The organism is Sinorhizobium sp. 22678 (assembly GCF_052044265.1).
Lineage (GTDB): Bacteria > Pseudomonadota > Alphaproteobacteria > Rhizobiales > Rhizobiaceae > Sinorhizobium > Sinorhizobium meliloti_A.
Map to the genome: position 1 here is coordinate 1 of NZ_JBQEMS010000049.1, position 12,573 is coordinate 12,573.

Annotated in this window: 11 protein-coding genes and 2 pseudogenes; 10 read left to right on the top strand and 3 right to left on the bottom strand. The window is 57.9% G+C overall.

What is annotated here, in order from left to right:
* From ACTJKL_RS31645 to ACTJKL_RS31655, 3 genes are all read left to right on the top strand, one after another.
* The coding region (locus ACTJKL_RS31645) for an IS66 family transposase (RefSeq protein WP_440854480.1) at window positions 1-358 on the top strand (358 nt) is incomplete at its 5' end.
* Complete coding sequence (locus ACTJKL_RS31650; protein WP_440854481.1) at window positions 355-918, top strand: UPF0149 family protein; 564 nt, start codon at window positions 355-357, stop codon at window positions 916-918. The genes ACTJKL_RS31645 and ACTJKL_RS31650, both read left to right, overlap by 4 nt.
* Window positions 919-1,142: 224 nt before the next feature.
* Window positions 1,143-2,747 carry a calcium-binding protein gene (locus ACTJKL_RS31655; RefSeq protein ID WP_440854733.1) on the top strand — a complete coding sequence of 535 codons (1,605 nt, stop codon included), beginning with the start codon at window positions 1,143-1,145 and terminating at the stop codon, window positions 2,745-2,747.
* Between the two features lie 64 nt (window positions 2,748-2,811).
* Here the strand turns inward: ACTJKL_RS31655 and ACTJKL_RS31660 are convergent, their stop codons facing one another.
* A complete protein-coding gene (locus ACTJKL_RS31660; RefSeq protein WP_440854734.1) occupies window positions 2,812-2,961 on the bottom strand; it encodes a hypothetical protein in 150 nt (49 codons plus the stop codon).
* Between the two features lie 178 nt (window positions 2,962-3,139).
* Here ACTJKL_RS31660 and ACTJKL_RS31665 point away from each other — a divergent pair, with 178 nt between their 5' ends.
* The 3 genes and pseudogenes from ACTJKL_RS31665 (at window position 3,140) to ACTJKL_RS31675 (ending at window position 7,614) form a co-directional block, all read left to right on the top strand.
* On the top strand, window positions 3,140-3,433 hold the full coding sequence (locus tag ACTJKL_RS31665; RefSeq protein ID WP_440854735.1) for a hypothetical protein: 294 nt from the start codon (window positions 3,140-3,142) through the stop codon (window positions 3,431-3,433).
* A gap of 1,108 nt (window positions 3,434-4,541) precedes the next feature.
* Window positions 4,542-6,482, top strand: coding sequence for a hypothetical protein (locus ACTJKL_RS31670; RefSeq protein WP_440854736.1), 1,941 nt, complete (start codon window positions 4,542-4,544; stop codon window positions 6,480-6,482).
* A gap of 113 nt (window positions 6,483-6,595) precedes the next feature.
* A pseudogene (locus ACTJKL_RS31675) lies at window positions 6,596-7,614 on the top strand (IS3 family transposase).
* Window positions 7,615-7,725: 111 nt separating this feature from the next.
* Here ACTJKL_RS31675 and istB read toward each other — a convergent pair.
* Window positions 7,726-8,463, bottom strand: a complete 738-nt coding sequence (istB, locus tag ACTJKL_RS31680; RefSeq protein ID WP_440854737.1) for an IS21-like element helper ATPase IstB — start codon at window positions 8,461-8,463, stop codon at window positions 7,726-7,728.
* Between the two features lie 12 nt (window positions 8,464-8,475).
* Window positions 8,476-9,258: pseudogene (locus ACTJKL_RS31685) on the bottom strand (Mu transposase domain-containing protein); the annotation flags it as partial.
* A gap of 44 nt (window positions 9,259-9,302) precedes the next feature.
* On the opposite strand from ACTJKL_RS31685, the gene ACTJKL_RS31690 reads away from it, so the two are divergent.
* From ACTJKL_RS31690 to ACTJKL_RS31705, 4 genes are all read left to right on the top strand, one after another.
* The gene (locus tag ACTJKL_RS31690) at window positions 9,303-9,566 is read left to right on the top strand and encodes a DUF5372 family protein (protein ID WP_086017922.1); all 264 of its coding nucleotides are present in this window, start codon (window positions 9,303-9,305) and stop codon (window positions 9,564-9,566) included.
* A 179-nt stretch (window positions 9,567-9,745) separates the two neighbouring features.
* The gene (locus tag ACTJKL_RS31695; protein ID WP_088199677.1) at window positions 9,746-10,195 is read left to right on the top strand and encodes a helix-turn-helix domain-containing protein; all 450 of its coding nucleotides are present in this window, start codon (window positions 9,746-9,748) and stop codon (window positions 10,193-10,195) included.
* A 97-nt stretch (window positions 10,196-10,292) separates the two neighbouring features.
* Window positions 10,293-10,487 carry a hypothetical protein gene (locus ACTJKL_RS31700; RefSeq protein WP_440854727.1) on the top strand — a complete coding sequence of 65 codons (195 nt, stop codon included), beginning with the start codon at window positions 10,293-10,295 and terminating at the stop codon, window positions 10,485-10,487.
* A complete protein-coding gene (locus ACTJKL_RS31705; protein ID WP_100675141.1) occupies window positions 10,477-12,561 on the top strand; it encodes a recombinase family protein in 2,085 nt (694 codons plus the stop codon). Before ACTJKL_RS31700 ends, ACTJKL_RS31705 begins: the two co-directional genes overlap by 11 nt.
* The last annotated feature ends 12 nt before the right edge of the window (window positions 12,562-12,573 follow it).

The window sequence follows — 12,573 nt, forward strand, 5'->3', positions numbered from 1 at the left end:
GCTGGGCAAGGCCGTCTCCTACGCGCTCAATCATTGGAACGGGCTGGCAGCCTTCCTGGAGGATGGCCGGATCGAAGCGGACTCCAATGTGGTCGAGCGTTCAATGAAATCGGTGGCTCTGACGAGGAAGAACTCGTTGTTCGTGGGCAACGAACGCGTTGGCAAGTCCTTCGCGGTCCTGGCATCGCTCGTCAACACAGCAAAGCTCAATAGTGTTGACCCCGAGGTCTGGCTTGCCGATGTGCTTGAGCGCATCATCTCGGGCAAGGTGCCCGCGAACCGGATGGATACGCTCTTCCCCTGGGCCTGGAAGGCCGAACGCGAGGCCATTGCAGATCAGGAGCGACGGGCGGCATGACACAGAACAGCCAAGGGACGACGGCACGACCGAAGCTCGATGACAAGGCGTTCGAGGCCTTCATCAGGGCACGTCGTCCCGTGTCGCCGATCTGGTCGATGAGTGGCCTCGACGGCTATCTCACGGCTCTCATCATCGGACCGAAGTTCATCGACCCACGCAAATGGATCCCGGAACTGACCGGTCCGGATGCCCTGAACCTGCCGATGGAGACAAGAGAACATCGGGCCGTACAGACGATCGTTGCTGAGTATAACCGCATCTCGGCTAGCCTTTCCGAAACACCGAAAGACCACCGGCCCCGGTTCACCCGGATCGATGATCAGACCTTTGATATCTTCGATTGGGACGTCTGCTTTCTGATGGGAACCGGGTTCGCGCCGAGGCTTTGGCAGCCGGTTCTTCGTGGTCATGCCGTCACTGGGGATATCATCGCACCCATCCGCAAGCTCGGCGAGGCAAAACGGAAAGCGACAAGCCAGGATGCTGCTGACGTCGCCGAAGCACTCGTCAATATCCGAACCTACTTTATGCCGAAGCGGGCAAAGCAGAAGTTCTGACCGAGCGCCAGAAACCTATCCGTCAATCATGAAAGCCGTGGGCCATTCGTTGCGCTCACGTTCGAGACAGCGGCAATCGACGAACCCTTACCCCAATGGGCTATGTGACAAGAAAACCGGCGTCTGGTATTAATGGCAACCCATAATTGCTCCTAACGCATCTATTTTTTTATTCATTCTAGTATTCAATTTTAGCCGGAAAGCCCCGGCTCCTGGAGGAAAACATGGCCACGGTTACGTATCATTTCCCAGGCGGACTCTATCCTAGCCAGTATAACCCGCCTCTGAGCGGAGTCAGCGTTAACCCGACTTTCGGCGAACTCGTGGACATGAGCGAGTCGGCCCGATCGACTACGACCAGCACAGAGGTGCTTTATCGGCTGGACAACGGTCTCAAGCTAAAGCTGGTCGGCACCGGCTTCAGCTTTGACTCTAGCGGCGATGCCGTCGGAGGGACAATCACCTCGATCCAAGTCCTCCTGAATAATGGAACAACTTTGGTCCAGACCATAAGCGGTCTGAGCCTTTCACTAGAGATTTTCCAAGACGCAGCGGCGGCATTTGACAACGATAGACTTGAAAGCTGGCTTCTGAGCGGCGACGACACGATCAACGGATCAGCCGGTGACGATGTCATCTCAGGCCACCTCGGCAATGATGTTCTGAATGGCAATGCCGGCAGCGATACGATAACGGGAGGTGGAGGTGACGACACCTACGACGGCGGGGCCGGATACGATGTTCTAAACTTCCAGGACGCCTATAATGCATCAACCGCATTTCGGGGAGTCAGCCTGAATGCGGCGACCGGGACGGTGGTAGACCAGTTCGGCTTCTCCGAAACGTTCCAGAATTTCGAGGAATACCGGGGAACCCAGTTCGCGGACTCGATGATCGGATCCTCAATTGATGAAACCTTTATGGGCTTGGGCGGGCGCGACGCAATAAATGGTGGCGCTGGTGTAGATACCGTTCGATATGACCGGGAGTCTGAGGTTGGCGCAACCAAGGGGGTCACCGTCAACCTCACGACTGGCGTAGCAATAGACAGCTTCGGGTCTCAGGACTCTCTCACCTCGATCGAGAATGTCCGTGGCACAGGCTTCAAAGACAGCATTACGGGCAACTCAGTTTCCAACCTCCTTCGAGGGTTTGCTGGTGCTGATACTCTCAACGGTGGAGCCGCTAATGACTTGATGCGCGGCGGCCTCGGCGACGATACCTATTTTGTCGACAACGCCGGTGACATTGTCGACGAGAACTCTGACAGTGGAGCCGGCTTGGACATCATCCGATCAGGCATTTCCCTGAGCCTTGCAAACACTGCTGCTGTCAAAGGGAACGTCGAGTATCTCGTGCTGCTAGGAACCGGCGCCATAAACGGCAGCGGAAATGCTCTCAACAATGCGATCAGCGGGAACGGTGCGGCTAACACTCTGAACGGTGCCGCAGGAAATGATTTGCTCAATGGCAGCCTCGGTAATGACACTCTGATCGGCTCTGCCGGGTTCGACACGTTTTTCTTTAGCACCGCCCTCAATGCCTCATCGAACGTTGACACAATTGTTGACTTCGTTGTTGCTGACGACACGATCAGGCTGGAGAACGGCATCTTTACCTCGATCGTCGGAACCGGTGCGCTTACGGCGGCGCAGTTCGCCAGCAACACGACCGGCCTCGCCGCAGACGCAGATGATCGCATTATCTACGAGAGCGACACCGGCAGGCTATTCTATGACAGCGATGGGAATGGTGCTGGCGGTTCCGTGCATTTCGCCACCATTGGTACCAACCTCGCGATAACAGCAGCGGATTTCTTTATCACCTGAGGGGCATGGAAGCAGCCTCGTATCCCTTCGGCGCGACGATTCCTCATCGCCGCGCCATCCCGCCTCAATCAAGATTGAATAAATCCACGCCGTCGCCGTTGTCTTCCAATCTTTGCAGGATTCCCGGGACGAGCCTCAGGTCAGAGCTGAGAATGTTAAGTGTGCTCTCGACCGCGCGCATGTAGGTGGCCGCTTCGGCCGCCGGCTTCTCCACGCCATATTCGAAGGTCGTGATTCTCGATCTGCCGGACGGACATCTCCTTCGTACGCGTGCTGCCGCAGACATATTGAAATGAACGTCGAGGGAGCCAACACAACGTCGGATGGGTCCACGTCCAACCTTCATTAACCTCGCCCCCTGTCCAACGTTTTGGCCATATTGCGAGTTGTGCATGATCACACCGATCGTGCCGAGAGTGTTGGATACGGAAGAGAGCGCGATGCCTCCGAACTCGTCGTATATCGAAGAGCGATCAGACAAGAATGTAGAGTTCTTCGACTTCGACTACCATCACTTCTTTGCAGACAAACCGATCGATGCGGGACTTCGGGATGCCTTCATAAAGCGCCTTTGGGAACACGTCTGCACGCGGGAACCTTTTGACGTTCTGACGTTCTTCGGTCGATGGGCAATCGCGGAGGGTGGGCGATGCGGGCCTACGTCTGTTCGCAACGTTGTCGACTGACGACTTCGAGAGGCTATTCGAGGCCCTCCAAGGTGATGACGCCCGCCGTTCAACTGAAGTGGTGCTCGCTATTGGCGCCGGTAGTAATATAAGACGCGGTCGGCAATTAGGCCGGCAGCCACCGGTGCCCTTCGTCGATTTGCAGCAAAGTCGCCCATACGCTCGCGTAAAATTCAACGGTACGGCGTTTCCCTCGAAACGTCGGAACGTCGTTCGTGTTGATGGAGGTGGACGCGAGATTGGCCGTCACCCCTTTCGTCGCCAAGGCGTAACTGCCAGCTTAACCATTCGTGCCTCCCTGCCCAAGCTTGAAAGGCATAAAACAGTTTTAGTTGCAGACAATCCGCCCGACTGGACTATGCATTCTGGCCGATGCCGAGACTACATAACACGTCAAAAGGCCCCTTCCCCCTCGCCGAGAGAAGAGGCCCAGCGTCTGAGCGTTCGAATTCACAGACAATCCTATCTATGAGCGAATCGGTTTAATTGCAACATCGCCGACAGGCAGTGAGAAGCTGCTGGCGGAACACCCTGCCGGAGCGGGGGTTTAGCGAAGCCCCTTTGGTTTCTGCCTCAGACGACGAAATCCGCCGCAGTCAGCGTGATCGCGCCCTTGAGATGGATTGCTATGTCGGCGACCGAATCTCCGTTGACATCGCCGTAGACGAACGTATCGGCCGCACATTTGGTGTATAGGAGTTCTCCGACGCTCCGGGAAAAACCGGCAGTCCCCTTAAATATGAAGGCCTGTTGCCCGATGCGGCCGTATTCGCATCGATGCTGGCGAGATCGATTCGGTCGCCCCGGGGCCTGGCAAAATCAAAAATGATGTCGCGGCGGCATCGGGGCCGACAAGCTGTACGGTGAGAGAGGAGCCGACCGCTTCGATTTCAACTCCACTGCAGAGGGTCCGCCGTAGCTGGCAAGGGGATCCGGTTCCGAAACAAGGTCCCACACCAAAGATACGTGGTAGCGCCAAGTTTAGAAATTATGAGATGGTGCATAGACCTAGCAGCGCATCTTCGCGGGCTCGCCGAAGCCCAGACCCTGGCCCCAATGCCGATCGAGGAAGTATTGACGTTGGACGAGCGTGACGCGAGCATGAAGTATGCTCCGCGTAGCAATTCCGCTTGTCGCAACTTGGTCAAGTCCCTATTTGCTTACTGACATGTCAACCGCGCAATTCAAAACCCTGCTGATGTTTTTCAAGTCGCCGATCACGTTTGCATCGTTAGCCGCTTTCCTGTGCTTTACTGGGCTTCCCTTGGGTGAAGAGTATGCTGGCGTGTCTGTGGCCCCGCCTGGTAAACACATCCGCGAGCACAATCCTTTCGTCGCTGCGAAGCTCCCGGTCTTTGCGAATGACGATCGCATAGCAGCTCCAATCCGCGTGGCCGGCGACGCGCTCGTCAACGGCAGCATCGACGTCTCCCAACTCGCGTCCGACTCGGCCTTAAAGCACCGAGCAACCCAAACAATTAGGGTTCTCGGTGGCGCGAACAACGATGGCGGCGCGATTCAGGCGGCGTGGAACGCCGCCTCAGGCAATCGGGCTATAGTTCTAATAGCGGAATCGCTCCGGTCTCGCGGCCAGCTTACACTTGAAAGCGACCTTCATGTGAGGTGGGCGAATGGGGCATACACCTATTTTGATGGGTTTTCGAAGACGGGCTCACTCATCCAGAACCTCGATCCGGACTCCAGCAGTCGTGGCTCAATCATCTCCAACGTCACACTGGAAAACCCGCAGCTTGACGGCGCCCTTTATCCTTCTCCGATCGAGCTTGAGGTCTTGAGTGCCACAGACAACACGGTGACCTTTACATCATCCGCGTCTGCTGAGGACGACTTCTATGTCGGCCTGTGCTTGGAGGATACCAGCGGTGCGAACAGCGGCAGGCTCCGGGTCATCACCCGCTATGACGGTTCAACGAGAACCGCCACGCTTTCTACTGTATGGTCGAAGAAGCCGCCGGCAAAAGCGAAAATTCTAGCCGGCTGGAACGATAACCTGATCGGCGTCGCGGCCGGAGTGAACGACCTTAGAATCGAGGGCGGCTCCATGCGAAATCTTGCCGGTGAGAAAATGGTACCGTCCGGAACCGGCGGCAAGGGCGTAAATGGGGAACAGGGTGTCACTGATCTGAGCGTCATCGGGACGGAGTTTGACGGGGTCTACAATCCTCTGTTTGCCCAGGGCGTAGATGGCACATTCGCCAACGGTGAGAGGAAGCGAGCCATTGTCCGGTGGGATAACATTTACGCAAGGAACGGCGGCTCGTTGCTGACAGTGGCCGGTATTAACCCAGCTGTCGATCCTAACGGTGACACTGACGATAGCATGGTCATCGCGATCAACATCGTATACGAGAACTTCGGCCATTCTCCGCACCGCATCGTCGGCGGTGATCGGCAAAAATCCGGCATTATCAACTTCCTCGAGGCCCAGAACGTCAGCATCAGCAACGTTCGAGGACACAATGACCCTGGTTACCCAGCCACCTTGCCGGGATATCCGACGGACTATCGCGGCCGTGTCGGATATGGGTTGACGGGCAGCATCGGAGCGCTGATTTGGGGTTGGGGCAGAAACCTAAAGGTGGATGGCTTCGTACACCATGGCGATGTCGACAATGTTGTAGTAGTCCGTCGCGGGCGAGCGCTCGGTGACGATGCTGGCCCGACTGGGGCCCCTCAGAACTGCTTAGATTGGTCCTTCAAGGGAATTGAGCACCACGGAGTCATCAACGAATACATCGTTCGCATTGACCCCAACCCCGCGTTACGGATCGATCCTACCGAGTTGACCGGCGAGATGGAAATCGCCGTCCATGGGAGTTCGGTGACTCGCGGACTTGTTGATCCAAGCATGAGCTCATTCACGGGCCTAACCCTTACGCTTCGGGACCACGTCGGAGGTAAAACCGTCATTGGCACGCCCCAGCAAGTTCTGGCGACGGGGAACACCTTCGCCTCCTATGGCTCCGGGGTCACCGACCTGCGCGTTAAATCGCCTGGTGGCCGGCGCCACCGCGTAGGACCAGAATAACCCCTCACCGAGGAAAGAGGAAAGCAACAATGCTGATTTGAACTCTTCAAACTGGACCAGTTTTGGTAGAGTTTTCCGGTGCATTTTCCTGGCTGGGAAAGGAACGGAAGACGATGAAGGCATCGCAGTTTTCGGACGTCCAGAAGGCGTTCATCCTGAAGCAGGGTGATGAAGGTGTGCCAGCCGCTGAGATCTGCCGGAAGGCGGGGATCAGCCAGGCGACGTATTTCAACTGGAAGAAAAAGTATGCCGGCATGCTGCCGCCGGAGATGAACAAGCTGAAGCAGCTCGAGGACGAGGCTGAAGAAGATCGTCGCGGACCTGACCTTGGACCGCGAAATGCTGCAGGATGTTATTCGCCGAAAGCTTTAAGAAGCGTGAGGTGGTGAAGGGCATGTGCCGGGTCTGGGCAATCTCGATCGGTCGACCTACCACTACACCTCTTGCCGTGCCGATCAGGCCGGCCTGGAACGTCCTATTCGCGAGATCTGCGAAACCCGTGTGCGCTACGGCTATCGGCGCGTGCATGTGCTGCTGGAACGCGAAGGTTGGGGCACCAACATCAAGCGAACCTATCGCATTTACAGGGACTTGGGCCTGCAGCTGCGCAACAAGACTCCAAAGCGCAGGGTCAAGGCAAAGCTGCGGGAAGATCGGCAGACAGCCATCGGCCCGAACGATGTCTGGGCGATGGAATTCGTGCACGACCAACTCGCGACCGGAAAGAAGCTGCGGGTTCTGACGGTGGTCGACACCTTCTCACGTTATGTGCCGGTGCTTGATCCGCGTCACAGCTATCGCGGCGAAGACATGGTGCAGACATTGGAGCGGGTATGCCGGCAAGTCGGCTATCCGAGGACGATCCGCGTCGATCAGGGGACGGAGTTTGTGTCTCGCGATCTCGACCTATGGGCCTATGCCAAGGGCGTCACCCTGGACTTCTCACGTCCGGGAAAGCCCACGGACAACGCCTTCATCGAAGCCTCAACGGCCGCTTCCGGGCGGATGCCTGAACCAGCACTGGTTCCTGACCCTTGCGGATGCGCGCGAAAAGATGGAGGATTGGCGTCGATACTACCACGAGGAACGGCCTCATGGCGCGATCGGCAATAAGGAGTGCCGATTCCGATGAAGCCGCCCCTTTGTTCCGAGATGATTGCGCCCCCGGTTTCCGGGATGATCTCGCCCCCTGTGTAGGGAGGTCTGCGGGCGATGATTGTTGTCAGTTCATTCAGGCGAGGTGTCAAGCTTTGCGCGGCAGATTTCGGCGCAAACTATCGCCGCTCAATTCGATGCGGTGCGCATTGTGGACCAACCTATCGAGTATGGCATCGGCATAGGTTGGGTCGCCGATGACACCGTGCCAGGCGGATACGGGAAGTTGGCTGGTAATGATCGTCGATCGACGGCCGTAGCGATCTTCGAGGATTTCCAGCAGATCGTGACGGGCCTGTTCATTGAGCGGTTCGAGCCCCCAATCATCCAGTATCAGGAGCTGAACATGGCCCAAGGTCCGTTGCAGCCGGGCATACCGGCCGTCACCACGCGCGAGCGCAAGCTGAGCAAACAGCCTTGGGACACGCTGATAGAGAACTGAGCGATCGTCTCGGCAAGCCTTGTGGCCGAGAGCGCAAGCCAACCAACTCTTTCCGACACCCGAGGGTCCGCAAATGGCCAGATTGTCATGAGCGTTGATCCAGTCGCCACCGAGCAGTTTCATGAAGAGAGCACGGTCGAGGCCGCGTTCGGCGCGATAATCGACATCTTCCGGGGTCGCCTGGTGGCGAAGCTTGGCAAACCTGAGGCGTGCCGCAAGCTTCCGATCGTAACGGGAGCTCCATTCCCGTTCGAGCAGCAGTCCGAGCCATTCGGCGTGCGAGAGATGTTCGCTTTCGCCGTTGGCAACGAGTTCACTGAAGGCCTTTGCCATGCCGGACAGGCCCATGGCATTCAATTTATCCAGTGTTGGATGAGCAAGCATCTTTCGTTCTCCTTAGTGGTAATAGCGGGGGCCGCGGATGTTGGCGTGATGGATCGGTTCATGCGACGCCGCTCCATTTGAGGCAGCCGTTCGATCAAGGTGATTGTCGAGGATGGAGCGCACCGAGCCATAGGTCCGGGCCCCGATCTCCAGCGCACGCCCGCAAGCGGCATTGACCCTGTCGCGGCCAAAGCTCTTGTTGAGGCGGATGATCCCGAGGCAAGCTCGAAAGCCCTGCTCGGGATGTGGCCTGTCGGCAAGGATGCGCTCGCACAACAGCGCAACATCCGGTCCCATGGCAGAGGCTTCGCGTTGAATGCGTTCGATCGTCCAGTCGGCAAAACGGCGATGCGCCGAGGGCATATGATCGGGGATCGTCGTGTGCTTGCCGTTGCCGCTGGAGCGGCGATGGGCGGCTATACGCTCGCCCTTGTGGAAGATCTCGATCGTATTGGCGGTGATACGAGCCTCGACCTGCTCGCGGGCGAAGCGATAGGGAACGGAATAATAGTGCCGCTCGATCTCGACGTGATAATCCAGCCCGGCACGCCGGATACGCCACTCGGCAAAAATATAGCGTTCGACAGGCAGTGGTCGCAAAGCCGGACGATCAAGCTCTTCGAACAGTTGACGACGGGTGACGCCAACGCGGCGCAGGACTCGTTTGTCATTGAGGTCATGAAGCAGTTCGCCGATCGCGGCATTGACCTCGGCCAAACTATAGAAGATGCGATGGCGCAGCCGGCCCAATAGCCAGCGTTCGACGATACGAACCGCAGCTTCCACTTTCGCCTTCTTTCAAGTCCAGGACTGCAGTTCGTACTGACACTCAAGCGCGCATAAAGTTCGAGGTCACGCACCCGTTCCATCCGTGGCGCGGCCAGCGCTTCGTGCTGTCGACACGCAAACAGAACTGGGGCGAAGACCGCGTCATGTTCTACGACGCTCAAGGACGGTTGCGTTCGCTGCCGGCCTCGTGGACCGATGTTAATGAGGCCGACCTGTTCAGTCAGGTTGCTGCAGGTCGGTCCTTCTCCCGCCCAGACGATCTGTCGGCGCTGGCGTCATTGATTGATCGCATTAAGAGCCGTCAGGAAGAGTGACGAACGTCAAGTAAATTACGCCGCGCATGTAAGGATAATTATGCCGAGCGCGCGATGCCATTGATTATGAACAATGGAATTTTGCCAATTCTTATAGAGTGGTAGCGGATATGGAGATATAATTTAGTTGACGCGCGATCTGAGTGCGGCATAATTTGACTTACACAAGGGAGGCTCCCATGACCAAAGAAAGCAAGCCCGATCGCCTGCGCCAGATGGGCGCTCTGAACCCCAAGCCCGAGGGCGTCCGCGCCCCTTGGTTCCGGGAATCCGGTTTCTTTGATCCGCTCGATCTCGTGCAAGTGAAGTATGAGATGCTTCGGCACGCCCGCGAAGACGGCACCAACAAAGCGGACGCGGCCGCGCTTTTCGGGCTGTCTCGGCAGACCTACTATCAAGCGGAGGCCGCGTTCGAGCGCGATGGCATGTCCGGCCTCTTGCCGCGCACCCGCGGGCCGAAGTCAGCCCACAAGCTTACTGGCGAGGTGATGCGTCTCGTCGAGGAACATCTCGATGCGAACGGCCAACTGCAGGCCCGCTCTCTGGCGGACCTGGTGCATGCGAGACTGGGCATCAGCGTCCATCCTCGCAGCATCGAACGCGCGGTAGCGCGTAAAAAAAAACGATGAAGAGCCGACGCACGCAATCGCCATGTCGGAGAGCGGCAAGGATATTTACGAAGCTCTCCGCGCCGATGTTATTTGCGGCACGGCTTGCGCGAGGCGCATGGGTGCCATCGTCTTTCACGGACTGTGGCGCGGCTTGGCAGTGCTGATCGCACCGCATCAATCCGCGGTAGCGCGACAGCAGTCAGCGCCTCGGTTCAAGACAACTTCAGTGGTCGCGCACGACCGCCAGCTCGTGCACATGCTCGCCAATATGGTGCTGGCAGCAGAGACAGGAGGAAGCCATGTCTACTGATAATGCCATGAAGATTAGTGCCGATCACCTGCGGCGCGATGCATTTCTCTACGTCCGCCAATCCTCCCTTCGTCAGGTGTTCGAGAACACCGAGAGCACGAAACGGCAATATGCATTACGAGACCGCGCGGTCGCTCTGGGTTGGCCGATTGAGCGCGTCCACGTCATCGACAACGATCTCGGCCTTTCCGGCGCACAGTCGCAGGAGCGCGATGGATTTCAGCGCTTGGTGACCGAGGTCGCGATGGGGCACGCAGGCATCGTGCTGGGGCTGGAAGTATCTCGCCTGGCTCGCAACAATGCTGACTGGCATCGCCTTCTTGAGTTGGCCGCCATGTCGCGCACGCTCATCATGGATGAAGATGGTATCTACGACGCGGCGTCGTTCAACGATCGTATGCTGCTCGGCCTGAAGGGCACGATGAGCGAGGCCGAACTCCACATCCTGAAGTCTCGGCTGCAAGGCGGCATTCTCAACAAGGCGCGTCGTGGCGAGCTCGAGTTGCCGTTGCCGATCGGACTGGTCTACACGCCTGATATGCGCGTGGTGCTCGACCCGGATCGCCAGATCCAGGACACGGTGCGCATGCTGTTCGATACCTTCCGGGAGGTGGGCTCAGCCTGTGCGGTCGTGCGCCGCCTGCGTAACGAGAAGATCCTGTTTCCCCGTCGTATCCGTCGCGGCATCGGCAAGGGCGACGTGCTGTGGAGCGAGATCGACCACTCTCGCGTGATCCAGATTTTGCACAATCCACGATACGCTGGTGCTTTCGCATACGGACGCACACGCACGATCTACAATGCCAAGCTTAAGTCCGTACAGCAGAAGATGCCGAGGTCCGACTGGCAGGTGCTCATCCCTCAGGCCCATGAAGGCTACATCTCGTGGGACGAGTTCGAGCGCAATCAAACAAGTCTCGAACAAAATGCAGTCGGTTTTTCTCCGGGCCTGCGGGGTCGTATGCCTCGCCAAGGCAACGGCTTATTGCAAGGAAGAGTTTTGTGCGGTCGTTGCGGCGCTCGCATGCGGGTCCATTATGAACAGTTCGAGGGCAATCTTCGTCCCTATTACATCTGCAACGAGGCCGTCGTGCGCCACGCGGGCAAGGCTTGCCAATGGGCAAGAGGACCAGCGATCGATGAAGCGGTCAGCGCGTTGCTACTCGAAGCAATGGCACCGACGGCGATAGAGGTCGCGCTTGCGGTGCAGGAGGAGATCTCGCAACGTGTCGAACAAGCCGCCTCGCTGCGCGACAAGCAGTTACAGCGCGCCCGGTATGAGGCTGAACTCGCACGCCGCCGCTATCTGAAGGTCGATCCCGACAACCGCTTGGTTGCCGATGCACTCGAAGCGGACTGGAATGGCAAGCTACGCGACCTCGATACGCTTCAGCGCGAACATGAGCGTCAGAACGAGACAGACCAGTCATTGCTGGACGGCGCTATGCAGGAACGGATCCGAGCGCTGGCCGCAGATTTTCCGCGCATCTGGAACAACAAGCGCACGAGCCCGGTCGAGCGTAAACGCATGCTTGGCCTCCTCATCGAAGACGTGACACTGCTGGTCGACGAGCAGATCAACATGCACATACGCTGGCGCGGAGGTCGCACGCAAAGCCTGGCAGTAGCTCGTCCCCGGCCCATGGCCGTGATCCGCAAGACCCCGGAAGCGGTTGTGGCACTGATCAACGAACTGCTGGAGACCGACAACGACCAGCAGATTGCCAGTCGTCTCAACGCACTCGGGCATCGTAACTGGCGCGGTGAGGCTTTTACCCTGAAGAAAGTCATGCTCGTTCGTCGTGCCTATGGGCTGAAGACCCGGTTCGAACGGTTGCGCGAGAGCGGCATGCTAACTGGCGAGGAAGTGGCTCGTCGATTTGGCGTAAGCGCCACAACCGTACACCAACTCGGACGCGATGGCGTTCTCAAGCGCCATCGCTACGCTACCAACCACCGCTACCTGTATGAGCCACCGGGCAACGTCAGACTCGCAAAAGGCGTCGGCGGCCGCTATGGTAGCCGCCAACCCCGGTTAATGGACGCTCAACAAATCCAACAAGGTGCATCGTGATGTCTGCTCCTT

What these genes read in the sequence shown, in the direction of transcription:
- ACTJKL_RS31650 (WP_440854481.1), top strand. Translation starts at nt 355, where the DNA reads ATGACACAGAACAGCCAAGGGACGACGGCACGACCGAAGCTCGATGAC.
- ACTJKL_RS31655 (WP_440854733.1), top strand. Translation starts at nt 1,143, where the DNA reads ATGGCCACGGTTACGTATCATTTCCCAGGCGGACTCTATCCTAGCCAG.
- ACTJKL_RS31665 (WP_440854735.1), top strand. Translation starts at nt 3,140, where the DNA reads ATGATCACACCGATCGTGCCGAGAGTGTTGGATACGGAAGAGAGCGCG.
- ACTJKL_RS31670 (WP_440854736.1), top strand. Translation starts at nt 4,542, where the DNA reads ATGCTCCGCGTAGCAATTCCGCTTGTCGCAACTTGGTCAAGTCCCTAT.
- istB (WP_440854737.1), bottom strand. Translation starts at nt 8,463, where the DNA reads ATGCTTGCTCATCCAACACTGGATAAATTGAATGCCATGGGCCTGTCC.
- ACTJKL_RS31695 (WP_088199677.1), top strand. Translation starts at nt 9,746, where the DNA reads ATGACCAAAGAAAGCAAGCCCGATCGCCTGCGCCAGATGGGCGCTCTG.
- ACTJKL_RS31700 (WP_440854727.1), top strand. Translation starts at nt 10,293, where the DNA reads ATGGGTGCCATCGTCTTTCACGGACTGTGGCGCGGCTTGGCAGTGCTG.
- ACTJKL_RS31705 (WP_100675141.1), top strand. Translation starts at nt 10,477, where the DNA reads ATGTCTACTGATAATGCCATGAAGATTAGTGCCGATCACCTGCGGCGC.